The organism is bacterium (genome assembly GCA_021371935.1).
Classification (GTDB): domain Bacteria; phylum Armatimonadota; class UBA5829; order UBA5829; family UBA5829; genus UBA5829.
Genome location: JAJFVF010000022.1, coordinates 49,550 through 75,905 on the forward strand (window position 1 = coordinate 49,550; position 26,356 = coordinate 75,905).

Sequence of the window (26,356 nt, forward strand, 5' to 3'; positions counted from 1 at the left end):
CTCACCCCAGTCCTCTCCCCCGGAAGAGAGCGGCTGACCGACACCAAACAATCATCACCTATTCCAGATATTGCTCAAGTTTTTTGCGGAGCATGCTTCGCGCCCTGGCAAGACGCGTCCTTACTACATCAACCGACAAGTCCACAGTTTGTGCAATCTCTTGATAGCTCAAACCATGCAACTCGCGAAGGACCGTCACTATTCTATAGTCGGGGGGAAGCTGGCTTATTGCCTGGATTATGCGTTCTTTTAGCTCTTTTCTTTCAAAGGCTGCCTCGGGACTATATGTTGTATCAGACTCGCCAAGTGCATCCAATGGTAATTCTTCATCAAGCGTAAAACTCTCCTTATGCCTGGCACGCTCCTTGAACTTGTTTTTGCATTTGTTTACAGCTATCCTGTATAGCCAGGTGTATTCAGACGACTCGGCTTTGAACTTGGAATAGGACTTGTACGCGGAGACGAATGTCTCCTGCGTAAGGTCGGCTGCCTCATCTGCATCACCAATGAGCCGAAATATAAGGTTATATATTGGCTTCTCGTAAGCATCGAGCAACTCGCCAAAGTCCATATCTGCCTACCAAAACGCCCTTGTATATTGAATCTGGAATGAACCGTTCTGCTGATCATCGACAAAGACCGAAGCCTGATAATTGGGATTCATCCTGTAGCTTAAGCCCAGTAGATATGCCACGTCATTCGGACTCGTAAAATCAGACGTTAGATAACCATAATATGAAATGTATATATTGCCGATTAGCTTCCTGGACACATACAGAGCCAGAGGCTGGCCAAGAGAATACTCCAGCGAAAACTGCTCGAAGCCCAGTTGCTCCACAAACAGAGTCTCCACCGGAGCAAAAATTGTGCTCGTGCCAACGGCTGTTAAAATATTGCCCAGCTCATTTTGCAGACCGCTTTCACCAGTGGCAAAGATACCTGAAACATGCCCTAGAGCTGCCAGCATCTGTTCCTTGTTCAAACCAGATGGATCGGACGAAAGCTCGATATCCAGATTCGATACCGTGCCGCTGACCGCTACGGTTATCTCATATCTCTGACGCTTGCCGAAAGAATCCATTGCAGTAACGTTAGTCGTCGCATTCAAATTGACCCGCACCACCGGCTCCTCGGGAGGTGCATAGCGCACATATAGAGTGCCGTCAGGCTCAACAGTCAAACGCGAAACAGCCAAACGAAGAGTGCCCTCTTCAATCCTGATGGGATCAAACACGACAACAGGACTTGCAAGGCTGCCATTGATGAGGCCGTCACCGGTTATCGTAAGCGTCATGTTCGGCGGCGCAAGCACTACCTTGTCTCCAATCTTGACTGCCACATTGAATGTCGGATTAATCGGTGGAGTCTTGATAGGCTTGCTCTCTGGAACGTTCGGCGCAACAAACGAAATATGAGAATCATGTATGTTTATGCCGCCTGCCACAGTGCCCACGTTCGCATTCGTGACCATCGGCGCACTGACATCCCCGGTCACTGATATACCGGCATCGAATTGAAGTGAGATGTCTTCTTGCATACCCAGAGCATTCTTCTCGGCAACAGAGAAATCACTTGCCGCAATTTGCAGATTGGTCTCGGCTTTTCCGTCCGCGCTCATCTCTATGTAGCCGCCTGGGACTATGCTGAGCGTGCCGCCCAAACTCGACGCAACCGAAAACTGATCCACCGTTATCCTGTTGCCGTCAAATACCATGTTTATGTTGATGTTGTTGAACTGGTTCGAGAAATTCTTAAGCGCGATGGCACCGTCTGTGATAGCCAGAGAACCATTCAAGACAGGCGCAGCAGGCGTACCGCTTATATTTAGCGAGGCCTCAATCGAACCAGCGGTAGCGCTCGGCTCTATCGCAGTTGTGAATGAAGACAACATCGATAAGTTCTGCTTGTTTAGTCGTGCAGTGACCTCCATCGGTTTGTTTGTCGGGATAGTCAGAGTCGACCAATCCCACGGCAGATAACCGTGAGCTATGACCTGATGATTGCCGGATGCTAATATGACATCGGCAGACTCAATCTTGTCGGATGTAATCTCAATGCGGCTTGTGCGCAAATTATCGAATGTCAGACCATTGAAACTTGGCTGCTTAACTTCCACGGAAGCAGTAACACTTGGCGACGATATGTCTCCGCTGATCTCAAAATAGGCAGCCATCATACCGCCCGGTGTATTTGCTCCCAGCAATGGGCTCAGACGTGAGAGATCGAAGTTGGCGGCGGATGCATCGAGTTGTATTTGTCTGTTTGCAAGCTCGTAGCTGCCAGTGGCCGTCAGGCTCGTTGACCCCGACATAGCTTTAAATTGACTCAGATTCACAGCGCCGCCTGACAAGCTCGCATCTAGAACAACCGTATCGATGCGTGTGATATCGACACCAATATCCGATCCTGCAAGATGGATCGCACCTTCGGGGCTTGTCATGCAGCCGCTTACTGAAAATGTGCCATTGATAAGGCCACTCGTTAACTTCGGCAGACGCGTAAGCGACTCTCGCAGCCGAGCACCTCCCTCGGTTCGCAAGTATGGCGATGAACGAAATATATTCCACATCTCAGGAACACTCACATTTTCAATTGTCCCGCCTGCCGACGTCAGACAGTTTGTCTTAAGATTATATCTATTTGCTTGAATCAAAACTGATTGATTGCCCTTCTTTATCAGTGCCGAGGCCGTCTTGATAAGACCGTCTGAATACTCGGCCTTTGCCTGCGCAACGTCGAACTTGGAATAGTTTATGATTAGGTTTTCGATGGCCGCATCAAGCGAAATCTTCGGATTTGCGGTAGTCCCGGTAACTGAACCGCCTGCATGTGCAGTTCCGCCAATAACGACATACTGGCCGATCACGTTATGAAGCCTGGCTAGATCAAAATCGGAAATGTCATATGTCATATCCACATCGCCGGTATCCAACATGACCGAACCGTTCAAGTTCGCTTTGGCCTCCTGGCTGCTGAGCTTTGCCTCTTTAACCTCAAGCCTGTTGCCGATCAGATTTAGCTGAGCCGATGCCTCGTTTATAGGGTATCCGAATGCCGACCCATCCTCCAGCGTAATCTGTGCTGATGCAGAGGCATCCTGCAGAGGTATTTGACCCAGCTTCGGATTGGTCAGGTAAACTCCCGACGCAACAAAACTGCCCACCAGAGTGCCGCTGAAATCAATTTTGCGGTCGAGGATTTCCGACAGCTTCTCGATCGTGAGCCTGTCAACCTGACCGGATGTCTTGAATGCTATACGGTCGGTTCCCAAACCGCCTGCACTACCGCTGAACCTAAACTCCGCCGGGAACAGCCTGACAATGCCGCTTGTGATCGATGCGGTCTTCAGATCGGTCGAAAACTCCAGGCGAGTATAATCCGCTCTGTATTTTCCATACCCCAAATCAAATGCCTCGAAAATGCCCGAGAATGTGGGCGTGTGGAGAGGCCCCCTGATCGTGCCGGTAAAATATCCCGTGCCTGTGACATCCTTCACACCAAACAATTGACCGACCGTGGCCAGATTTACTGACTCGCCGGTTACCGACAAATTTACCCGCTTGGCAGTTACCGCTCCTTTGGCCGTCACCAATCCTGCCGCTGCCCTGCTCGTCACCTCAAGAGCCGCAACTTCGACACGACCGGAAGCATACGTTATACGCGCGCGCGCTTGCTCAACCGGAATTCCTCGAAACTCGCCCCTCGTCACATTCACATTCGCGCGGATTGTCGGATCGACTAGAGTGCCACTTATACTGAAACCAACATTTGCAATGCCCTTTGCAGACACTGCGGACGGAAGCGGCAGATCAGCTATGTTTACTCCCGTCGCGCGCCCACTGATAGCAACTCGCTGGTCGCCGGCGGTCGACAGTGAGCCACTTGCGGCAAAACGCGTGTCTCGCCAGGTGAAGGTCAAGGGTGACACCACAATCGCCCGGTCGGCATATCTCGCAGAGATTTCGACATCTTTGGCCGTGTAACCCCGAATATTCACACCTGGCACTTTTGCCCTGACTGCAATTATCGGAGAGGATGTCTTGCCGGTAATCCTGGCTTTTAGTTGACCGCGTCCGCTTGCATGCAGCTCACGGGCACTGTCCGGCAGTTTGAAAGCACCGACAAGAGTCGCAAAATCAGCATTGTTTGATGAAACGGATATATCCAGTCGAGGTTTTGTGAAGCCGCTTATTGTGCCGGTTGCACGCACATCTGAGCCTGATAGTCTGCCGGTCACACTCATGATCGCACTTTGCCCACGCAGCACAACAATACCGTTGATACCTGTCACCGGCTTGGTCATCATCGACAGCCGGGCACTGGCATCGGAAATACGCGCCACACCTGACAGGGACATTTTCGTCTTACCGGCAGATTTGGCTAGACGAATGCCCGCAATTACGTTCATTACACCGCCGCGCACGTCAATGCTCTTGGTCAGCCCGATATACCTGCTTAAATAGGCCGCATTTACACCACGTGCGCTGACGTCCAGATTGATTTTCTTGGCACGAGTATCATATGTGCCGATAACCTCCGCCGACTGGAATCTGCCGCCCGGACCTCTAGCTTTCCCATGAAATTTATAGACGGGATAACTCGCCGCGCTCAGTGAACCGTTCATATCATATATGCGGTTCATTGCAGGCAGCGGTCTTGTCTTGGCGAGGTAGTCCCTGAATGTGAGGTTGCCGCCCCGGACGCTTACTACGCCCTTGAACGGTCTGGCAGGCCGGCCGGGCGGCTGCTTCAAAAGGTCCTGGATATTAAGAGTGCCGTCGCGCCGCCTGACTAGATTGACATTCGGCTCAACGACAAGAATGCTCTTGATACTCTGCGCTCCCATACCAGACAGCATCGCCTTGACATCGTATTTGATTCTGATCTGTTTGACTCTGACTATATAACCATCTGTAAGTCTTTTGCCGGAAGCTATTGCAACATCGTCCAAAACTACCGTGCCGAATGGAGTAACTCTGGCACTGCTGATTTTAACCTCGCGATCCAGCCGACTTTCGAGTTCATCGACTATTATGATCGAGGCATTGCTTATCGTTCTGCGATATTGGCCGACTACATATGCGACGCTTGCAAATAACATGACCAATACCGGCAACCAAGCGATTGTTGTTACAATTAGCTTTTGGCGGCGATTTGTCATGTCGGACCACACCAGGCCTGGAGTTCGACGTTGAATATCCTGGAAAATGCACGCGCATACACATCGCGAACATCGCGCATCTCAGGCACATACCCAAGAAGCTTTGCCATAGAGGTAATCTGTTCAGAGTGAAGTCCACATGGGTTTATAAGCGCAAAGTGGGAGAGATTTGGGTCCACATTGAGGGCAAAACCGTGATATGTGACCCACTTGCGCACCGCAATGCCTATTGAACAGACCTTCTTGTCCGCCACCCATACCCCCGCCGGACCATTCCTGTGGCCTTCAAGACCGAACTCGGCAAGTGTATCGATGATGCTCTGTTCAAGCAGACGAAGATAGCTGTGGACATCGCCGGTGAGTTCGCGCAGTCGCACTATGGGATAGCCAACCAACTGACCCGGTCCATGGTATGTTACGTCCCCTCCCCTGTCGGTCTCGACTAGCTCCACACCATTCGCTTTCAGCAGTTTGGGACTTGCAAGCACATTGCCGCGACTGGAATTTTTGACCCCTAAAGTAATTACCGGATCATGTTCGAGAAGGATTAAAACACCTGGTATATCGCCCACTGCGCAGCGGTCATGCAGATCGTTTTGCAGCTTCAAGGCGTCGGAGTAACATATGCGGCCGATATCTTGAAGCAGACAAGCCTTTGTGCAAGATTGGGCGTGAATATCAGGTGTGGACATATCTTGCACTGCGTAGTCTCCTCCGTTATAAGTTCCTGGCGGCTTGACTCAGTATACCTACTCAAGTGCACACGGTCAAGCAGAACCGGAAGCAGGAGGAAAGCCCAACATCTGAGCTCGAACACCACGCTCTTCAGCCACACGATGTAAAACTGATAGCGATCTTTCGATATGAGCCTTTGCAATCTGCGCAGAAAGATCGGCATTGCCGGACACAATTGCGTCAACTAGATCATCATGAACATCTGGAACTATCTTGCTCGGAGGCAGCCAGTACACATTATACATGGTGTTCGTAATCACGCGTGAGTTTGAAATCATACGGGCAAGTATGCGAGAACCTGAACACTTTGCAATAAATGAGTGTATGCTGACATCGATATCTCGAACCTTGTCTCGATCTCCTGCCGTTGCGCTCGTTTTATATTTCTCTGCCAACTCCTTGAGTTTGGCGCGCTGCTCATCAGTAGCTCGAACGGCACAAAGACGCACAGCTACCTGCTCAAGCGAAGAGCGTATCATGATTATGGACTCAATCTCCTCAACCGAAGACATGTCCACAACCTGTGCGCCGCAGTTCGGCTTTGATACCACCAAACCGTCGTGTTCAAGCCGTCGGATTGCTTCCACAATCGGTATATTGCTGGTACTGAGCCGCTTCGCGAGGTCGCGCTGAATCAGCCTCATTCCAGGCTTGAGTTCGCCGCGCTCGATCATACTGCGTATTTCTTTGTATATGTGCTCGGACGCAGTTCCACTTTCTCTCGCCAATGTATTCCTCCTCATATAAGAAGCCCGTACCAACAGCTCTGTGGCATTTACATCTTCTGCTGAGGCGCGGTGTGCTATGACTGATGCCAGTCGATAACCTACTGGAAAGCATATTCAACACACTGCTTGTTGACCTATTTTATTATTGTCAAATTTCTTCGCGTTGTCAATCGATACTGCTACATCATTTGTAATCTGAATACCAATCGGCACACGCTGCCGGTATCGAAATTTTTGCACATACCGGAGCACATCTCAAATGTGACCCCTTTTGCAAGCTCACTTGTCCAGCCGGAAAACTCGTTGCCGCATATTCGATCCGCTATTGATTCCGAAAGATGCGTCCTGCCACTGCTTTTTAAGACCTCATACCAGGGACACTTGGTGATTGTGAAAACCAGTTCGTTATCACCCATCTCCACATTGAAATCGTAACCCTCTGATGTCAACTTGAGCTGGAATGCTTTCGCAAGATCATCAAGGTCGCCGCCAGCAAGGTCAAGAATTTCCTTAGCCTTACGTGCCTGAATCTTGTACATCACTGACCATACGGACTCGTCGAGGTCCATCGCATCGTCCGAAGAAAAGCGCTCCTCGACATTCAGAAACCACAGACCGTCTACAGCTAAGTATGATCTGCGCAGAAAATCAGCTATTTGAGCATCGGAAAAACACTGTTTCATGTTCAACCCCGTTGTCTATTGCAACCATATACCTGCAATAATTTACACAGAGACTCTTAAGAATCCTGCCCAGACCACTTGAATAGTTGCTGAAAGTGGGGTATACATGTGCCATGTAATGCATATGTTGATAGATGCGCATCGGACTGACGGCAGTTCTCGATTTACACTCGAAAATTGGAGGTGGAGATCGTGGAGCGAGTTTATAGAAACAAATTCGACAGGAAACTCGGAGGCGGCTTGAAAGATATGCCGCGATGTGAGCGCTGTGGTAAACCCGTCAAGATCACCAGCGATGACTGCACACGCGAGGAAATCCTATGCCCCTGCTGCGCAGCTGAAGCCAAAGCCACTGCTGTGGATGAATATGAGATACGTAGATAAGAAATTTCCCCGCTGATACGGCTTTCGCATAAGTTATCAGCCAATCCGCCATAGACGAACGTGGTGCGTTCGTGCACGACTGGAACGATCTTGCACGGCTTATATGCAGGCTTGACTTACCTATGTTACTAGGGTATGATAGCCTCAATATAGCAAATAGTCTGTTGAAGTTCTTGGCTGGTCATTGCCCAAAAGGCAGTGCCAGCCTGATGTGCGTACAGGAAGTATCGCTTGGAGGCATCCCAAGATGTATTCATGGAGTGAGAGGCTGGATATAGCCATACTAAACAATGATATTGCCAATATAAACAGACTACTTCACGCCTCGCAGGCTTATAAGACGCTGGACAAGGTCTTTATACACTCGGGACCTAGAAAGGCACGACATAACGGCAGACTTCATATTGCCGCATACTCGAACAGTGTGAAAGCAGCACAGATCCTCATCCAATACGGAGAAGATGTAAACTCAAGGAACTGCATCGGTGATACACCCCTGCATGTGGCAGCCAGATACAATGCATGGGAAACTGCCGATCTGCTTATAAGCTGTGGAGCGGAAGTAGACATACAAAATAAAGACTCCCAAACGCCTATGGACATAGCGTTGAGTTGTGGAAACCATCATCTGGCCGAACTACTTATGCTCGTACAAAGACAGAGCATGTACGGCTGACGACAAAGGAGTATGCAATGAATAAACGCACTATATTTGTTACCGAATACGACTTGCAACGTCTCCAAACACTTATAAACAACCCGGGCAGACTTGAACATCCTCAGCCTGAAAATATAAGTTCACTTAAAAATGAGCTTGCCCGCGCTCGAATAGTGGCACCAAAAGATATTCCACCCGATGTGGTCACTATGAACTCCATCGTTCACCTAGCGGATATGGAAACGGGTGAAGAAGAAATCTATACCCTGGTTTTTCCTTCGGATGCGGATGTAGCAGAATGCCGTATCTCGGTCCTTGCTCCAATAGGCACCGCTATGCTTGGATACAAGACAGGTGACACATTCACATGGCCCGTGCCGGGAGGCAAAAGACACCTTATGGTGAAAGAAGTAATCTATCAGCCAGAGGCTTCCGGAGACTACCACTTGTAATCTGGAACAAAGCCCAAATCGTTTTTTGTTTGACTATGCAAGCGCCATCATGCTATTATTTTGTGTGCGTGGAGTGGTGTCCGAGTTGGCCGAAGGAGCAGCACTGGAAATGCTGTAGGGGGGCAACTCCCTCCAGGGTTCGAATCCCTGCCACTCCGCCACAAGTCAGGTGATGGGTGTTAGGGATCAGGTGTTGGAAATCTAGAGCGAACACTTATTACCACATATTCCTCGGCTGAACCTCATTATCCACCTCATAGTATGACCCAAGCGGCATCTTTACCAAATGACTGCGTTTGTGCTATCCTTGTGGTGAACAAGGAGATGGTCTTCTAATGAATTACTGCAGAGAATGCATACTTAAACTCACACCATATGTCCCCGGCAAGCCTATTGAAGAGGTCAAGCGTGAATTGGGAATAGACGATGTCATAAAAATGGCTTCCAACGAAAACCCATTCGGGCCTTCACCCAAGGCAATCGAGGCGATTAAAGCCGGTGCAGAAAATGTCTCGCTCTACCCGGATGGAAGCTGTTATGAACTCAGGCAGGCTCTTGCGCCGTTCCTGGGAGTGGACACGGACATGCTCTTTTTTGGAGCAGGCGGAGATGAGGTCATATTCTACCTGGGCACGGCATTCCTGGAAGAAAACGATGAGATCATACAGGCCGACCCCACATTCGGTGAATATAAGGCTGCATCGACCATAATGAACTGCAACGCACATTGCGTGGCCGTCAAGGACTGGACGCACAACCTTGACGCTATGCTCGAAATGGTCAATGAGCACACCAAAATTTTTGTGATTACCAACCCGAACAATCCCACAGGCACCCTGGTCCCTGCGGATGAGATAGAGCGGGTGATGGATACACTGCCGGAGCGCTGCATCGTGCTGCTGGACGAGGCGTATTACGAATATGTCGACGATCCGAACTACACCCGTGCCGTTCAATGGGTCAAAGAAGGACGTAATGTGCTTGCTCTGCGCACATTCTCCAAGGTTTACGGCCTGGCCGGACTGCGTATCGGCTACGGCATCGCGCCCGCACACATCACCGACATGCTCGAACGAGTTAGAGCGCCGTTCAATGTCAACAGCATCGCTCAGTCGGCTGCTATAGCCAGCATCGGTGATACTGAGCAGGTCAGGCGCACAAGAGAACTCAATAAGCGTGCAAAAGAGTATTTCTACCGCGAGCTCGACGCAATGGGCATCGAATATACGCCCACGCAGGCCAACTTCCTGTGGATCGATACGGGCAGAGACTGCCAGATGGTCTTTAAGGAACTGATGAAACGCGGAGTTATCGTGCGGACGGGAGACATATTCGGCTGCCCGACACATATCCGCGTCACCACCGGAACAGATGAGCAAAACGAGCGGTTCATCAAAACGTTCAAGGAGGTGCTTGTGCTGTGATTATCATTCTATCGCCGACTGCCACCGACAGCGATCTTGATGAACTGCTCAGTAACCTGAAGGACCGCGGTTATGGTGTGCACCTTTCCAAGGGTGTCGAAAAGACTATCGTAGGTGTCATCGGCGCGCACGACGAGGCCAAGCCGATGATCGCCGAGCAGCTTTCGTCACTTGCATACGTCGAGGGTGTGATCCCAATCCTCAAGCCCTACAAGATCGTCGGCAGGGACTTTCACCCGGACAAGACTATAATTTCGGTGCGTGGAGTCGATATCGGTGGGCAGAAGATAGTCGTTATGGCCGGGCCATGCTCGATAGAAACCGAGGAGCAGACACTTGAAGTGGCCAAAGCAGTTAAAGCAGCCGGGGCGACAATACTGCGAGGCGGAGCGTTCAAACCCAGCACTTCGCCATACAGCTTCCATGGCCTTGGTGAAGATGCTCTAAAAATGCTTGCTGCCGCGCGGGAAGTTACTGGTATGCCCATTATCACTGAAGTGATGGATGCGCGCGATATCGAGCTGGTCTCGAAATACGCCGATATACTCCAGATCGGCACGCGGAATATGGCCAACTACTCTCTGCTGCAGGAACTTGGCAACGTGAAGAAGCCTGTAATGCTCAAGCGCGGAATGGCCTCGACCATTGAGGAATGGCTCCAGGCGGCGGAATATATCGCCAGCAGCGGCAATGATGAAATTATTCTCTGTGAGCGCGGAATACGCACATTCGAGACATTTACGCGAAATACCTTCGACGTAAGCGCAATTCCGGCGCTGCTTGGGCTGACTCACCTGCCGATAATCGCTGATCCGAGCCATGGCACCGGTAAGTTCAGCCTTGTATCTCCGGTCGCCAAGGCAGCAATTGCGGCAGGCGCGGATGGGCTTATGATCGAGGTCCATCCGCATCCTGAAAAAGCCCTAAAGGATGGTCCGCAGTCGCTCACTCCGGCCAACTTCGATACGATGATGAAGGAAATGTCGGCTGTAGCGCGCGCGGTGGGTAGATACGTCTGATGCCCACGGCAGGCAAAGACAACTTCATATTCGACACCGTGGCTATCGTAGGAGTCGGGCTGATTGGTGGTTCGCTCGGAATGGCCATGAAAAAACATGACCTGGCTGGTCGTGTAATCGGCATCGGACGTACTGAACAGAAGCTGATGCGCGCGAAAATACTCGGCGCGATAGATGACTACAGCCTGGACCTCGATAATGGCGCCGCCGATGCCGATCTGATCGTGATATGCACACCCGTCTGTCTGATAGCTCCCAGTCTGAAACGTATGGCCTCAAGCATAAAACCCGGCGCTATTGTCACCGATGTCGGCAGCACAAAGAGCCGGGTTATCAAGGAAGTGGAAGCCGTGCTGCCCGAAGGAATTTTCTTTGTGGGCGGCCATCCCATGGCCGGCTCGGAACAAGCCGGAGTGGAATCGGCATCAGCCGATCTGTTTCAGGAAGCAACCTACGCACTTACCACCACCGAAAACACGAACCTTGATGCACTGGGCAAGCTGGCCGCCATGGCAGATTCGATCGGCTCGAACGTGGAGATAATGAACCCCGACGAACATGACCGTGCCGTCGCCATCATCAGTCATTTGCCTCATGTCATCTCCGCAGCCCTGCTCGAAATTGCCGAGCAATCGCAGCACGAATCGGGAAAAGTATTTAGGCTGGCAGCGGGCAGTTTCAGAGACCTCACCCGCGTTTCGGACAGCCCTCCAGAGATTTGGCGTGATATCTGCGCAACCAACAGCAATGCGCTCATTCATGCCATCGAGAAATTTATGCAATCGCTCGATGACTTCAAGATCGCACTGGAAAGCGGCGACGAGGAGGCAATTTCACGCTTCTTTGAGCAGGCGAGCAAGATCAGATCGACATATCAAAGGATTTGTAAATGAGTAAACCCATAATCGCCATAGACGGACCTGCGGGCGCGGGAAAAAGCACTGTCGCGCGCGCGGTTGCCGACAGACTGGGATATTTATATATCGATACGGGCGCAATGTATAGAGCAGTGGCGCTTAAGGTGATACGGGAGGGTATTCCGCTCTCGGACACCGCGAAAATATCGGCACTGGCAAAGCGAACTGATATCAGGTTCGAGATCATAGACGGCATCCAGCATGTGTTCGCCGATGGTGAGGATGTGACAAACGACATCCGTACACCCGAAGCCACTCGTCTCTCCTCACCCGTGAGCGCGATCCAGGGCGTTCGCAGGCGGCTTGTCGAGCTTCAGAGAAATATGGGAGCCGAGGGTGGCATAGTGATGGAAGGGCGCGATATAGGCACGATCGTCTTCCCAAACGCTGAGGTTAAGGTCTTTTTGACCGCATCGGTGACAGAGCGCGCAAGGCGTCGAGTCGAGCAGCAGAAAGAGATGGGCATGGATGCAGATATCGAACAGATTTCCGCTGAGATTCGTGAGCGCGACCTTCGTGACAGTTCACGTGAGCATGCTCCATTGAAGATGGCTCCGGGTGCAGTGCTGCTTGAAACTGATAGCATGTCCGCCGAGCAGGTGGCGGATGCCATCATCAATATCCATAACGAGAAGGTGTCCAAAGCAAAGAGTGAATAAATTCGCGGCAACAACTATACTGCGCCGAAAAGGGCCAAACGGCATCCCCGATGCCAACAGAAGATTAGGTGCGCTTGCTCTGATGTTTTGTGGAGCAGTTCATTTTTTGCAAGCGCCAAACCAAAGCTCGGCAGGAGCCTCGCCCTCCCAGCTTTTTTGGTTTCTTTGTGATATAGGTTAGGCTCAAAGCAGATTCTTCACATTCGTTCAGAATGACAGTTATTGATACGGTATTCCGCTTGTTGATACGGTTTCATTACAATAATCAATATAAAACACTCAATATTCAATCAAGGAAACATGTAGATGCTTTATTGGATAGGCGCGTCGCTTTCGGCGATGGTCTGCAGAATATTTGGCCGTTGGCAGGTTATTGGCCGTGAAAATATTCCCAAAACCGGCGGTGTGATGCTGTGCGGCAACCACGTGAGCTACATCGACCCGCCTGCTCTAGGTGCCCGTGCCAACGGGCGGCCTGTGCATTTCATGGCCAAACTGGAGCTTTTTCAAATACCCATCCTTGGACTGCTCATCAAAGCCGTAGGAGCGTTCCCGGTCAAACGGGGCACAGCGGACAGGGCGGCTCTCAAAAAAGCAATAGAACTGCTGCAATCCGGCGAGGTAGTCGGTATGTTTCCCGAAGGTCAGAGGAGCCTGGACGGCACTCTGCTGCCCGCTGAGGCAGGTGTCGGGATGATTGTGCTGCGGGCGAAGGTTCCCGTAATCCCTGTAGGGCTGATAAACTCAAACAAGCTGCTGCCGCCGCACTCCATCTTCCCCAAGTTTACTCGATTGAAGGTAGTCTACGGTAAACCTGTCCCGCTCGAAGATCTATATGATAAAGGTGGGCGAGAGGCTGTCGAGAAAGTCGGCAGGAGGATCATGGCAGCAATTGGCGAACTGCTGAATAAGTACGGGGACGTTAAGTAACGTTCTGTTCATTTGAGGCTGCGCCCTCACCCTAGCCATCTCCCCCAGGAGAGGTACTGGCTGACATTACTTCCGCTTTTGCTTTATTTTCGGCCTAATGCAGCAACAGATCACAAACTACCATCCTGTGATCCGAATTATGCGTCTTGTATGCACGCACACTCACCGCGTGAAAGCGCTTATCTGCCCAGATTTGATCCACTCTTTGAACCGGAAAATCATTTAGGACCGTGTTGCCCCACCCTACTCCATGCTCAGCAAATGTGTCGTGCATGCGGGGACATAAATGCTCGAATATGTCATCTCCAGCAGGAGCGTTGAAATCACCACCAGCTATTATTGGCAGATGGCGAGGCAGGCCGGCAATAATATTCGCGATCTGTTTTGTCTGATCACGCCGTATGCGCCGATTACCTGCATATTCATTCCAACAGTTCGGTGACCACAGATCAAGACGAACCACGGGCGGCACTAGTCGCAGACTTATTGCCTCCAGCTCAAAGCCGGAGCACAGCTTCACATGCGCCGAGGCGCATATTAGTCTGTTGTCACTTGAAGGAGTATGAGGCTGCACATGTCCACGGGCAAGTATAGAATCATCCGCTGTGCATGTATATCCACCATGGCTGCCGAAGAGTTCTCGCGTCAGGCGCTTTATATCTGATTCACTCGGTGATTCCTGCAGCAGGACAATATCTGGCCGGTATTTCCTAACCTCGGCTGCTGCCTTGGAGTTTCCTCCAGAGCAATTGAGTGTGATTACCCGGACAGCTCTTCCACGATTTACATCTGATTGTAATTGAGCCTTGGAAATGCCCGGCCTGCGAATAATACTTCGAGGCTCTTCATTGAAGACCAGCGCAAAGACAGCCCACATTCCAAAGACTGTAAATAGCCATCTTCTATGCTTTGCCTTAAATGCTGGAACTGTAATAATAATTCCCGGCACGAGCCAGACCCATGCCGGGAAAAACGTGACTGCTGCAAACATATCAGGTTTCAAGCCGTAGCAAAGCGAAACTGCAATGCACAGTAATGCGGATGCTGCTGCAAACCATTGCCTGATATTTGATTTCACAAAGTCATCCTCAGTATGGTTTGATAACTCCGTTTGGCTTGAAACCTCTGGGTGTGGCCACCAACGCATCTATTGCAAAATAATACCGACTATCCGAAGCCCTTCTGCTGTCCGCTCTAAGCCTGAGAATATGCTTACCAGGGAACAAGTTTACAGCACCAATCTTATACCAGCCTAAACCAGGTGCGTAATTATCGACCTTACTGCCTACGGCTGTAACCGGAATCCAGTTAATGTCATCGACCGTGTAGCTCATCGGTGAAGCATCGGACGGAGGTGTTGCCGCGATATATAGCTCATAGCTGGAATTGGTCTTTGCATCTATCGTGAATGTGGCGCAATACGGAGCAAGCGGTGGGTCATCATAAGTATCAAGGACCAGTGCCAGCGCGTTGCTCGCACCTTGAATTGGCATAACATTGTCAAAGTTTTCGGCACGAACCAGTTCACCCTCGAGCCATATGTCCGCACCCATCAAGACCAGCAGGTCTCCCAGGCTGGCTTGAGCCATGCCATAGGCCTGCATATATTGCTTGTTCTTCATGAGTGTCTTTGCGCGGCTGAGACTATCCCTGGGCCTCTGCACGCTGAAGCCGGATCTGTCGGCCTCAGGAATGAGTGCCGCGAGTATGTCGATCTCAGCCTGTGCGGTCTCTGCCGGAAATACCAGACTGAGGTCTATGCCCTTCAACACAGTCGGCACGTCTTTGAGAGTGGTCGTAAACGTGCCTCTGCCTCCTGAAACACGAGCATCCGGTGGAAACAGCACGCTCGGCACTCCTGTGGGAGGGATTTTGATCGTTACATTCTTATCGCCGATCGATGACCAGATATATGTCCTGTCCTCACCGGCCATTGTATAGGCAAAGAGACCGTCGCCGATATAGCTGGTCTTGCCCGTCGTCAGAGTCGGCAGCCACCATGTGTTCGGCAGGAGACGCTTAACGTATGCGCCTGTGGTTATGGAGACCGGATATCCGATCACATCAGGTTTGAAATCAGCAAAACCGGATGGGCGCAGCTTCTCTTTGAAACTCGTGAGTCCATGAATAACGCCTTCGTCCATACTGCCGGCAAAGAAACCCTTGCAGCCGATCTCACGGAACAGATCGAGTGTGCCCGAAATTGCGCTCTCGCTGGAACCAGTAACCTGGGTCGAAGTTGCAATATACCATGTCGTCTTGCCGGACTCTTCCGCAAGCGAGTAGACCGGTCCTATCACCTCACCAACAGACTTCTCACCTGTGCCCTGCACCTGAGCGCTCAGACCGTCGTAGCTGCCTATGCCGTATGGATTGGCATATATGCGGTGAAATTTGTCGCTTTTGAAGATCACCGGCACGTTGGCGCAGTGTTTGCGTATTAAGTCCGAGATCGTGTTCATATATTCCTGGGCGGAAGTGTCACGGTAGTCTACAATATCACGCCAAAGCCCGGTTGTGGTCACATCAATTGAATATAGAAGACCGCTCGCGGGGTTATATGCATACGGCATGCCGCGGCCCGATGCCCACATTGGAACCAGCCGGGTGGCATCCTCAATCGTGTTCAGATTATCGTTCATGCCCCAGCCCGAATTGACACCGCCTTCGTGTTGATATTTGCGGGTCAGATATGCCTCCAGACCAAGCCTGAATCCCGATGAATCGGGTAGAAAACTGACCATATCACCGGTGAAGTCCATCTTGGTCGTGAAAGGTTCCAGGAAAAATCTAAGCCCGGGACCAAATTTGACCTTGCCGAAAAATGCAATCACACGGTCGCGATATTCACCGAAGCCGCCCCATAAATCGTACATAGCGTTCTGTTTGAATGTCTTGTGAGGGTAGACTATCAGCACCTGCTCGGCGCGCAGTGGCTCGCGCAGGTTGATCGTCACTTTTCCGTTTGCGACAACAGCACCACCGCGATTTACTATCGTGTTGTCTAGTCTGTTTATGACCAGATAAATCGCAGAATCGACATCCGGCCAGGAACAGACAATGCTGCGCCGGCTGTCCGGGCCTTCCAGTCTATAGCGATTGGGCGAAATAAGATAACCGCTCAATGGAGCGTTGGGACCATCGTCCATCTCTATCCCGTAATGAAAACCGTTGGAGTCAAGATAATCGATGATCTTCTGCAGTGCGGCAGGATCGACCGAGGTTATAGGGCAGTTCGCCTTCAGGATTATGTCGGTGATGCCACCTGATTTTATTGCATCGAGTGAACTGACATCTGCCTGATAGTCCGCATCTGTCGCGCCAGGCGAAATATAGCGGGAAGTGAATATGCCTCCCACTGGAATATACGGATCATTGTCCCAGAAAAGAGTATGGGCTTCGTTGATGTCCCATACATGCTGGCCGCCCGCTGAATCAACGTATGTACCGGAGGTCTTGTACTTAATCCCATATGCCGCTGATGGAATAGGAAATGCCGCCGCCGACATTATGGCGGCAATTACGAGGGTGGTTAAGAGTGCCGTATGTTGTTTTCTCATGGTTCTCCTGACGACATAACTCAATGATGGGTTCCAATGCGAGTTGCAAGTTACTATTTTTACGACGAGACAGACGGTGTTGAGTTCCCGTTCTCCTGTTGGAGGTTCAAAGCAGATTCCTCGTCGTTCCTCCTCGGAATGACAAATGCATTATGTTATCTCTTGTTTTTATGTTTCGGTGGCGAGAGGTCGGGGGCAAGAATACCCCCGACCATCGGCTTTTTTTGTTTCGGTCGCGATCGGATATCGCAACCGAACTAGAGGTAAATAATCAATACAAAATCTAAAATGCTAAATCAGGAGCGCCCTCACCCTGACCCTCTCCCCCGGGAGAGGGAATAAAAACCGTATTGCCGCACACACATCGGCAAATAATCAATATAATATACTCAATACTAAATCAGAAGAGTCCTGGGATAGGTATATAGCGGCTGAACAGGCTCAACACCCAGAGAAAAGTCGCCATGCCCATAAATGTCTGCGGGAACCCCAGTTTCCAGATGCGCTGGAAGCCGGTCAGGTTGATGTGCGGGTTCTCCTGGTATTTGTCGAGCAGTTCACTGCCCGCAGCAATACCGCTTGCAAGCTGCTTTGAGTTTGGATTCTTGGTCGTGGCATAATATTGAAGCCAACCGCCTATCGATCTCCAGCCGAGCACCACGGCCAGCATCGCCAACAAAACCACAACCTGACTGCTTATCTTGGAAGTCAAGATCACAAATATCCCCGCCGCGGCTAGCAGGTTGGTACCGCACCTTGGATGAACTCGCGGCATGCGGCTCACAACGCCCGGTTCAAGCGCTTCACCCGCTTCTATGGCATTCACCGTCATATGCTCGGCAGCATGATAGCCCGCAAGTGGAGACAACCTCATCAACAGCAGGAATATGAATGCGATCAGTGCCGTCGATATATAAAATGGCAGATCGTAGAGGTTAGGCGATATCGTCAGCGGTGCGGAGTTGAGATATGCATTTATCGGAAAGCCGGTGAGCTTGCCGAACGCAGTCGTAAGGCCGGTTACGATCAGGGTCGCAATAAGGATCATCACCCCAAGAGAGACTCCGGTCAAAAACAAACCGAAACTGCCCGCTCCGCCGGATATGGAACCGGTGGTCAGATATACGCCCAACGGGGTCGCCATCCCCGCAATCGTGCTCGGACGCAGGTTCTTCGCGATCCGCCCGATCAGTTCGCTGCGATATATTACACCTCGATATCCGCCAAAATTGTCTATAACAGGCAGCATGTCCTCACTGTTATCGGCAAATATTTGAGCGGCCTCTTTTAGCGATACACGTGAATCGACAAAAGCACCGCTTGGCTCTATTATCGGTTCGATGCATGACCTGATGGCGGCCTCGGGATCTTCTGAGGCGGCCACGTATGCGGATATACCACGTTCACTGACAGTGCCGACGATGTGTCCGTCGTCAATGACGAGAATTCGTGACCCGCTTGTGCCCTGGATCAGACCTGCGGCTCTCTGGATCGAGTCGTTGGGTGCCACCACAGGAGCACTCTTTACCAAGCTTAATATTGAGCTGTCTATCATCTATTGCCAAACCCGTGAAATTATGTTATTATGGACACTGCATTTTTTGTGGCTACTCACTTCAGGAGGTCCTTTTAGATATGTCCAATACTTGTGCAGTTTGCGGCAAGGGTCCGCAGTTCGGTCAGAATATCAGACACGTACACTCCGGTTCATGGGCTCTTCGCGCGCCTAGGACCAAGCGCAGATGGCTGCCCAATCTGCAGACCGTCCATACCAAGATCAACGGCACTCCTAAAACAATTCGCGTATGCGCTAAGTGCCTGAAGGCCGGTAAAGTCGTCCGCGCTATATAGTAAATAGCTCTTACATTCTATCAGATACGCAAACAAAAGGGGAGAACATTCCAAGTAACTATCAGTAATCGTTCTTCCCTTTTTGATGGTCAAGGGTCGGGGTAATTGCTCTTGCCAAGGATGTTTGATCATTCACAATGCCCTTGACCAAATGATGTGCCAAGTGATATATTAAATAACGACGCGCACCTGTAGCTCAGTGGATCAGAGCATCTGACTTCGGATCAGAGGGTCGGGGGTTCGAGTCCCTCCAGGTGCGCCATTTTACTGTACATACGGGAGCCAGACATATGGTGACCTCCTATCATGTCCACACAACATTTTCGGACGGCCAAAACAGCGTCCAAGAAATGATTGAAGCGGCCATATCATTGGGCATAGATGAGATTGGCATCTCCGATCACTATGTCCTGACAACCGGCCAAATCTTCGATTGGAGCATGAAGCTGGACGCAATTGCTGACTATTTTGGCGCCATTGGCCTTGCTGCTGATAAGTTTCGGACTAAGATTAAAGTCAGATATGGTATCGAGGCGGACTTTGTGCCGGAAACAGCACAACAACTCGGAGAAATTCTGCAGGAATATCAATTTGATTACGTGATCGGGTCGGTCCACCTGATCGATGGCGTATGCATTGACAGCAGCAAAGATTATTGGGACGCACTGGACCAGTCCGGGAAAAATGATGTAATCCGCGCATACTGGGCTATGATAGCCAAACTTGCCAAATCCGGCCTTTATGACATCGTTGGCCATTTGGACCTCTATAAGAAATTCGGCTCCCAACCCACTATAGATATCTCAGCAGATGTGATGACCGCACTCGATGCGATAGCCGAAGCCGGGATTGCGATAGAACTCAACACCTCCGGCTGGCATAAACCTATCCATGAGCAATACCCTTCGGCAGCAGTTTTGAGGGGCTGTCAAAAGCGGGGGATTCCAGTTATTTTGACTGCGGATGCGCACAGGACAGATGATATAACATGTGACTTTGACCGAGGCAGACTACTGTTGCGGACAATTGGGTATACAAACACAGCACTCTTCCAGAATCGCAAAATGACTATCGACTAGGAATCGTGGCTTGAACACTCTCGCGACTGCTCCGCAGCGCAGTTGTGTTCGCCACGAAGGGAATGAAAATGCTCCGCATTTTCGAAGGAGTAAAAAATGTGTCTGGCATTGGCTAACCTGATGGACAATGCAGGTTATCAACTATACGAAAAGTCTCTGAGGAGAATTGACAATCAAATAAGCATATTCACCGTTGTCCGCCACGGAAGAAAACTTGTCGGTATGCTCGGACCAGAACATATCCACAGACTGGCCGATGAAACCGGTCCGGCAAGACTGAGACTATCCGCCGAAGAGAAAGTGACACTCCACCCTTTGACCTGGGAAAATTATGTGCGTCTAAGACAGATGCTGCCTTTAGCTCCCTCAATATGTGGCAAAGCCGCTTCATTCGGTACTGGAGACAGGCTGGGAATGGTGAGCGCAGCACATCTTGAAGCAGACAATAAATTCCAGGTCTTTCCGGTAATAGCGCAGCAGTCGCCTCGTGAACTGGAGCGGACCAACCGAACGTTCAAAAGCGTCCTTTTGGATGCAGTTATGGGCGTTCTGGAGTCAGGGTACACAGGCTCTTTCGGAGCGGATGCCGATCACATAAAGAATGACACGCAATTCATGGAAGGTGTTGAGGCAGGTTACAGCATGTTCACACTCGACGTCAGTGACAACCTGCTGGATATAAGCAGCCTGTCTGCATCAGAGATTAATGACGCGGCAAATAACCTGACCGAACTCAGCCGTGGAATAGCGAAAAGATATGCGGAAAAAACCATATCTCTTCCTGGTGAGCAGAATTATACATTCTCTGAGGATGAACTGATCAGATCGGCCTTGGTATATGAGAAGTCCATGCTCCAAGCGGTGCGATTTTGTGGAATGGCCAGGACCAAGCTCGACGAGTTCGACCTTGAGATTTCAATTGACGAAGGCAGCCGCGAAACAACACCAGAAGATCACCTCTTCGTGGCTGAATTTCTGCACGCAAATAATGTCGATTTTACGAGTCTTGCACCAAAGTTTCCTGGTCAGTTTCAGAAAGCGGTCGACTATAAAGGCAATTATGCAGAGTTGAAACGTTCTTTCAGTATCCATGGTGAACTGGCAAGACTCATTGGTGGATATCGACTGAGTATGCACTCAGGCAGCGACAAGTTCAGCATATATGAAATCTTTGCTGAGATGACTCGGGGAAATTTCCATATCAAAACATCGGGCACAAGCTGGCTGCAGGCCGTAAGACTGATTGCACATACAAATTTGCAGCTGTTCAAAGACATGTATGATATCTGCATCGAGACCCTGCCAGAAAGCAAGAAGGCATATCATGTGGATATCACGCCTACCGACTTTCCCAATAAGCTCCCGTATGACGCGATCAGGTTCTTTGGGCAGCCGAATGTTCAGCAGCTATTCCACATATCATATGGTGCACTGCTGGATGCAAAGCGGCCTGAAATCCTCGACACTCTGCACAAAAATGAGCAGCAGCATTACGCCTTTGTGACTGAGCATATCGAAAGACACTTGAAACTGGCTTTCAATAAAAAAGGAGAGAAGTCCCCTTCTCTCCTGACGCCTTAGGCGGCTTTCTGCCTGCTTTTCATCTGCCTGCGGGTATCGTCTTCCTTCTTTATCCTGGTGTAGGATATTCGGGAGACTGCCCTGGCAAATGCAGTGCGATCCGTATGCCTCTCTTGAGACCTAAAAAGCAGGCTCTGCAAATTGCATTCGCCCATTGCTCACTCCTCCGGCAGGCGGTACCGGTTTGCATTTGTATAGACTGTAGGTTAAGCCTGTTTGTTCCACAAAACGGCTCAAAATCTGCAATATTTGTGACCGTATGGTTATCAACTCTGCTCTACAGCCAGAACCATCGCTAATATGTATGCTGCAACCAATCCTATACCCTGCCATTTCTGCAGTCTGCCCCTCGCGAGCAGCGCCGAAACAACTACAGTCAGCACACTCATCATCACAAACATCGGGCTCATCAGATTCGTGACTATGTCATGTCCCTTGAAATGGGCCACAAACGGCATCACTGCCAGAAGCAGTGAGTTATGATTGACCTTTGAACCTATGAAGTTGCATATCGACAGCTCCGCATTGTGGCCGTTTTTTAATACAAGCATGTATGCAGTAAGCTTCTCCGGCATCTCAGAAGCTATCGGACCCAAAACAATGGCAATCACCACGGGACTGACATGGAAAAACGTTGCGATATGGATCATCGAGTCCACAAAAGGCTCCGACGCAAAATAAATAATCGCGCCGCCTGCGAGCAGTTCTATTGCCGCTCTAATCATACCTTTGCGAGTGACGACCTGATTTTCCACACATTCAGACTTGCCGCTTCGGATAACCTGGAAAACATACCCTCCAAAAATAAGCGCGAGAATAATGCCCTCAATCAGGCTCAGAGCATTGTCACCCCACACAAAAACAAAAGCAATAACGCCGGTCACAAGCAGATATAGCGCATCGATGCGGGTGGCCTTTGAAAGGCGTATCTCCTTCACAGGCTTTCTGCTCAGTTTTGAAGTGGCCAGCCAGATCACCATCCCGTAGCCGAGGGTAATCAGGATTGTGCAAGAGCCTATCGCAGAGCCTATCGCCATCCTGTATTCGTTTTTCATGGATGCCCAGAAGACAAACGCATACTCAGGCAGTGTCGTGAACAATGCAAGGACTATGCTGCCGACTATATTGCAGCCCCATATTTGAGCCATTACCTCAGCTCCACGGCTGAGCAAATACGCCGCGAAGACAATAATCAATAACAAAGCTATAAACACAAGAATGACCATACAAGCCCCTCGTAACCATCAAAAAAGACCTTTGCCCTTTGGTAAGGACAAAGGTCTCGCATTGCATTGCTGCCGACACAGCCAGCCTCGCGCCCACGCGCGTGACGGTTGTTGACCATGCCGAACCCATATTATACGGGCTGCTACTCCCCTTTGGGATATTCGATTTCTGTAACTATAACATATTTGAATGGGACTGTGCAACTATGCTATTTGCTCAGGGGCACATACCATTAAAGGCAACCAAGCTTGTGTCATTCCCGCGAAAGCGGGAATCCAGGCACCCTGTCTTCATCGTAGCGCCGTTTCCTGGATTCCCAGTCAAGCTGGGAATGACATATGAGCTTCACCTTGATTTTGAGGAGACACCAGGCACAGAACAAGGAAATAGCTCAGTCTTAAGACAATAAAGGCTCGGCGGGAGGGACGCCCTCCCGATGCGCTATGGGACAATACATGACACACACTCAAACCATTTGACCATACTCGGAGACTGGCTCTAGCCGCTCAGCCACTCATCTATATGTTCTTGCACGAATGCATCATCATGGAGATGAGGATAGGCAGCATAGACACGGTCTATCTCTTCTTTTTGGCCGGGACTGAGTGTCTCTTTGGGATCGAGGCACCATATTCCTTCAAAAAGCCCCTGCCTGCGCAGGACCTCATGCAGACCGGCTATACAGCCCGCAAAACCATTCGCGGCATCAAAAAATGCAGCATTGCAGTCCGTAACCTCGATGTGTTTCCTGAGAAGCCCCACCGGAACTTCCTGATTCCTGACAGCTTCATGACATTCATCCAGAAGCTCGACCGCTTTCTTGGTCCACACTGTCCAGTGACCGAGCAGGCCGCCGACAATCCGGCGTTCCACCGTCCGTCCCCCGACTTTGAAGCGATAGGGAGTAATCAGGTCCATCACGATATTATCGTCGTTGCCGGTGAGCAGGGTTATATCGCTGCGGCCTGCCTCGCATACCGCTCGAACGACATCCAGCGTCTGATATCGGTTGAACGGCGCAATTTTGATGGCGACCACATTCTCGGTCTCCGCGAACCTTCTCCAGAACGAGTAGGCAAGCCTTCGACCTCCGACAGATGCCTGAATATAGAAGCCGATTATCGGCGATATTTCAGCTACGGCACGACAATGGTCGATAAGCTGGTCCTCACTCGCGTCACTCAATGCCGTAAGACTGAGAAGCACCGCATCGTAACCGAGACTATGCGCCAATTTCGCTTCACTAACCGCCTGTGACGTGTTTCCGCAGACTCCCGCAATCTTTATCTTCAGGCCGTTTTCCCTCTGCCGCAGTGCCTCTTCCATTACAAGATCGAGGACGGGCTGCAGCAACCCGACTTTTGGATCATGAATGGCGAACTGAGTGGTGTGGACACCCACTGCAATGCCTCCCGCCTTTGCCTGGGCATAATAGCGGATCAGCGCGCGCTGCCTCCGCTCATCCAGCTTGCGATTTTTGTCAAGGGCGAGAGGGCATGCGGGGATCACCTGACCGGCATTCAATGCCCGCTTGATATCAGCATCTATAAACGACATCTAAAATCTCCCGTCGCGCACATCGAAATGCGTCGGTTTGTCGATTGTCTCGCCTCGACGCATGATCCAATCGGCAGTCATGATAATCATCTGCTGTGCGCTAATTTTGGGGTAGGCATAGAGACGGTGTCCCATCTGGCCGTTGCTGAGAAGCGCATCCGTGCATTCTGTGTTGACGAATGACACGCTCTTGCCCATCAACTCTGCAAACTGCTCCGCCACACGCCGAATACTCAACGTTTCAGGTCCAGCGACATTGAGTATGAACGGCGGACTTGCGGCATGACGTAGAGCTGCCAACGCCATTGCGCAGGCATCGGCCTGCCATATGACGTTGAATTCGCCCATACTCAGATCGACGGGCTTACCTGCCCACACGTTCCGTGCTATATCGACAAGCACCCCATAGCGCAGTTCGCACGCATAGTTCAAACGTATAATACTTAGAGGTATGTTGTAAGTGCGGCTGAAGTGTTCGAAGACACGTTCTCGTCCCAAAGCACTCATGGCATATTCCCCGATAGGCGCGGGCATATCTGTCTCGACTGAACCTCCGAGATGTATAGGTTTGAGACCGTAGACATTGCCTGTGGAGAAAGCGATGATCCGACTGTTGCGATAGCGCTGCGCAACCAGCCCAGGCACATATGTATTTATTGCCCAGGTCAGCGATTGTTGGGTCGATGTTCCGAACTTCATGCCGACCATAAATATCACGTTTTTTGTGTCCTGGAGTTGGGCAACCTGAGATGGCTCCAGCAGATCACAGCGGACTATTTCTATACCGCGTTTATTCAAGTCCGCTTCAAGCTCAGAGCTGAAAGACCTCGATACACCTATGACACGGCGGTCACACCCTGCTGCCTCGGAAGCGCGCTTTGCCATTCGCAGCATAGTTGGTCCCATCTTGCCTGCGGCACCGAGGACCATTATGTCCCCGTCCAACCCGCTCAGTGCATCAACAAGGTAATCCGGAGGTTCGCTGAGAATGTCGTCGAGTTGGCTGACATTGTCTATGAGACCTTGATGTCCCAATCCTATGGCCTTAATTACAGCTTCCGAATGATTTGTTCCCTTGATACCTTTCATGCACCGCAGCTCCCGAATATGTTTCACTCTAATACCGGCCGGCCGGTTGGGTCATTATAACACCGGGCAATATCGATATCAAGGAATTCGGCCATATGGAGAGAAATCAGCATAATTTATTTAGACAAGCCTAACTTTGCAAGTTCCGAGCGTATAGTCTTCTCGCCTGCTTCGCCCCTGAAAATGGCCTTCACAACGGCATTCTTATCCAGCACAAACATGGCCGGTATACCACTGACACCATATGTATCAGCTACTTTCATGCCTTGATCCGTGCCTCCGAATGCAACGGGAAACGTTACAGATTTCGACTTCATAAACTCACGCGCATCCTTGGCGCTATTATCCATGCTGATCCCCACTATCTCCAGCCCGGCTGAGTGAAGGTCGCCGTATATCTTTTGAATCACAGGAAGTTCTGTCCGACAGTGCGGGCACCAAGTTGCCCAATATACCAGAAGCATTGGCTTGCCGAAATGGCTGGAGAGTTTGATGGTGCTCTTTCCATCAACACTTGTCAGTTGGAAATCGGGAGCCTTGCTGCCCACCGTAACCGCAGCGCATGCAGGTTCGATTAACATGAAAATTGCCAATATAACAGTTGACAAGGCTATAATCCGGTTGATCGACATATCAGACCTCCGTTGCAGAATATGCGATAA

At 50.6% G+C, this 26,356-nt stretch carries 24 protein-coding genes and 2 tRNA genes; 13 read left to right on the plus strand and 13 right to left on the minus strand.

From position 1 onward, the window contains the following. Positions 1-58: 58 nt before the first annotated feature. The 5 genes from LLG46_14745 to LLG46_14765 form a co-directional block, all read right to left on the minus strand. Positions 59-571, minus strand: a complete 513-nt coding sequence (locus tag LLG46_14745) for a sigma-70 family RNA polymerase sigma factor (protein ID MCE5324554.1) — start codon at positions 569-571, stop codon at positions 59-61. 6 nt (positions 572-577) lie between these two features. Further along, positions 578-5,101: a translocation/assembly module TamB domain-containing protein gene (locus LLG46_14750; protein ID MCE5324555.1), complete on the minus strand. Its 4,524-nt coding sequence runs from the start codon at positions 5,099-5,101 to the stop codon at positions 578-580. Positions 5,102-5,157: 56 nt separating this feature from the next. Beyond that, positions 5,158-5,853: a lipoyl(octanoyl) transferase LipB gene (gene lipB, locus LLG46_14755; GenBank protein ID MCE5324556.1), complete on the minus strand. Its 696-nt coding sequence runs from the start codon at positions 5,851-5,853 to the stop codon at positions 5,158-5,160. A 75-nt stretch (positions 5,854-5,928) separates the two neighbouring features. Then, positions 5,929-6,624 (minus strand): GntR family transcriptional regulator, encoded by a 696-nt coding sequence (locus LLG46_14760; GenBank protein MCE5324557.1) that lies wholly within the window; start codon positions 6,622-6,624, stop codon positions 5,929-5,931. Between the two features lie 179 nt (positions 6,625-6,803). Continuing rightward, positions 6,804-7,307: an L-2-amino-thiazoline-4-carboxylic acid hydrolase gene (locus LLG46_14765; protein MCE5324558.1), complete on the minus strand. Its 504-nt coding sequence runs from the start codon at positions 7,305-7,307 to the stop codon at positions 6,804-6,806. A 192-nt stretch (positions 7,308-7,499) separates the two neighbouring features. Between LLG46_14765 and LLG46_14770 the strand changes: the two genes are divergently transcribed. The 9 genes from LLG46_14770 (at position 7,500) to LLG46_14810 (ending at position 13,750) form a co-directional block, all read left to right on the plus strand. Then, positions 7,500-7,691, plus strand: coding sequence for a hypothetical protein (locus LLG46_14770; protein MCE5324559.1), 192 nt, complete (start codon positions 7,500-7,502; stop codon positions 7,689-7,691). Positions 7,692-7,938: 247 nt separating this feature from the next. After that, a complete protein-coding gene (locus LLG46_14775; protein MCE5324560.1) occupies positions 7,939-8,367 on the plus strand; it encodes an ankyrin repeat domain-containing protein in 429 nt (142 codons plus the stop codon). A gap of 17 nt (positions 8,368-8,384) precedes the next feature. Next, on the plus strand, positions 8,385-8,801 hold the full coding sequence (gene rnk / locus LLG46_14780) for a nucleoside diphosphate kinase regulator (protein MCE5324561.1): 417 nt from the start codon (positions 8,385-8,387) through the stop codon (positions 8,799-8,801). Between the two features lie 70 nt (positions 8,802-8,871). Beyond that, positions 8,872-8,962 (plus strand) — tRNA-Ser (locus tag LLG46_14785). Positions 8,963-9,136: 174 nt separating this feature from the next. Continuing rightward, on the plus strand, positions 9,137-10,225 hold the full coding sequence (hisC, locus tag LLG46_14790) for a histidinol-phosphate transaminase (protein ID MCE5324562.1): 1,089 nt from the start codon (positions 9,137-9,139) through the stop codon (positions 10,223-10,225). Beyond that, positions 10,222-11,244, plus strand: coding sequence for a 3-deoxy-7-phosphoheptulonate synthase (aroF, locus tag LLG46_14795; protein ID MCE5324563.1), 1,023 nt, complete (start codon positions 10,222-10,224; stop codon positions 11,242-11,244). The genes hisC and aroF overlap by 4 nt, the downstream gene beginning before the upstream one ends. Beyond that, complete coding sequence (locus tag LLG46_14800; protein ID MCE5324564.1) at positions 11,244-12,137, plus strand: prephenate dehydrogenase; 894 nt, start codon at positions 11,244-11,246, stop codon at positions 12,135-12,137. The genes aroF and LLG46_14800 overlap by 1 nt, the downstream gene beginning before the upstream one ends. Then, a complete protein-coding gene (gene cmk, locus LLG46_14805) occupies positions 12,134-12,820 on the plus strand; it encodes a (d)CMP kinase (GenBank protein ID MCE5324565.1) in 687 nt (228 codons plus the stop codon). The genes LLG46_14800 and cmk overlap by 4 nt, the downstream gene beginning before the upstream one ends. A 306-nt stretch (positions 12,821-13,126) precedes the next feature. Continuing rightward, positions 13,127-13,750 (plus strand): 1-acyl-sn-glycerol-3-phosphate acyltransferase, encoded by a 624-nt coding sequence (locus LLG46_14810; GenBank protein MCE5324566.1) that lies wholly within the window; start codon positions 13,127-13,129, stop codon positions 13,748-13,750. Between the two features lie 94 nt (positions 13,751-13,844). Here LLG46_14810 and LLG46_14815 read toward each other — a convergent pair whose 3' ends face one another. The 3 genes from LLG46_14815 to LLG46_14825 form a co-directional block, all read right to left on the minus strand. Further along, the gene (locus LLG46_14815) at positions 13,845-14,828 is read right to left on the minus strand and encodes an endonuclease/exonuclease/phosphatase family protein (protein MCE5324567.1); all 984 of its coding nucleotides are present in this window, start codon (positions 14,826-14,828) and stop codon (positions 13,845-13,847) included. Positions 14,829-14,838: 10 nt separating this feature from the next. Then, the gene (locus tag LLG46_14820) at positions 14,839-17,310 is read right to left on the minus strand and encodes a hypothetical protein (GenBank protein ID MCE5324568.1); all 2,472 of its coding nucleotides are present in this window, start codon (positions 17,308-17,310) and stop codon (positions 14,839-14,841) included. A 400-nt stretch (positions 17,311-17,710) separates the two neighbouring features. After that, entirely contained in the window at positions 17,711-18,865 is a 1,155-nt protein-coding gene (locus LLG46_14825) for a DUF1385 domain-containing protein (GenBank protein MCE5324569.1), read from the minus strand. 80 nt (positions 18,866-18,945) lie between these two features. On the opposite strand from LLG46_14825, the gene rpmB reads away from it, so the two are divergent. From rpmB to LLG46_14845, 4 genes are all read left to right on the plus strand, one after another. Continuing rightward, positions 18,946-19,161, plus strand: coding sequence for a 50S ribosomal protein L28 (rpmB, locus tag LLG46_14830; GenBank protein MCE5324570.1), 216 nt, complete (start codon positions 18,946-18,948; stop codon positions 19,159-19,161). Positions 19,162-19,346: 185 nt separating this feature from the next. Further along, positions 19,347-19,423: transfer RNA gene (locus tag LLG46_14835), tRNA-Arg, on the plus strand. Positions 19,424-19,451: 28 nt separating this feature from the next. Next, positions 19,452-20,240: a histidinol-phosphatase gene (locus tag LLG46_14840; protein MCE5324571.1), complete on the plus strand. Its 789-nt coding sequence runs from the start codon at positions 19,452-19,454 to the stop codon at positions 20,238-20,240. 96 nt (positions 20,241-20,336) lie between these two features. Continuing rightward, a complete protein-coding gene (locus LLG46_14845; GenBank protein ID MCE5324572.1) occupies positions 20,337-21,821 on the plus strand; it encodes a tagaturonate epimerase family protein in 1,485 nt (494 codons plus the stop codon). Here the strand turns inward: LLG46_14845 and LLG46_14850 are convergent. The 5 genes from LLG46_14850 to LLG46_14870 form a co-directional block, all read right to left on the minus strand. After that, a complete protein-coding gene (locus LLG46_14850) occupies positions 21,818-21,976 on the minus strand; it encodes a hypothetical protein (GenBank protein ID MCE5324573.1) in 159 nt (52 codons plus the stop codon). The two genes, LLG46_14845 and LLG46_14850, sit on opposite strands and share 4 nt — an antisense overlap. 111 nt (positions 21,977-22,087) lie before the next feature. Next, positions 22,088-23,047 carry a hypothetical protein gene (locus LLG46_14855; GenBank protein ID MCE5324574.1) on the minus strand — a complete coding sequence of 320 codons (960 nt, stop codon included), beginning with the start codon at positions 23,045-23,047 and terminating at the stop codon, positions 22,088-22,090. 499 nt (positions 23,048-23,546) lie between these two features. After that, on the minus strand, positions 23,547-24,605 hold the full coding sequence (locus tag LLG46_14860; GenBank protein MCE5324575.1) for a dihydrodipicolinate synthase family protein: 1,059 nt from the start codon (positions 24,603-24,605) through the stop codon (positions 23,547-23,549). Beyond that, on the minus strand, positions 24,606-25,694 hold the full coding sequence (locus LLG46_14865; GenBank protein MCE5324576.1) for an NAD(P)-dependent oxidoreductase: 1,089 nt from the start codon (positions 25,692-25,694) through the stop codon (positions 24,606-24,608). It lies immediately after the preceding gene. Between the two features lie 116 nt (positions 25,695-25,810). Then, the gene (locus LLG46_14870) at positions 25,811-26,326 is read right to left on the minus strand and encodes a TlpA family protein disulfide reductase (GenBank protein MCE5324577.1); all 516 of its coding nucleotides are present in this window, start codon (positions 26,324-26,326) and stop codon (positions 25,811-25,813) included. Positions 26,327-26,356: the final 30 nt, after the last annotated feature.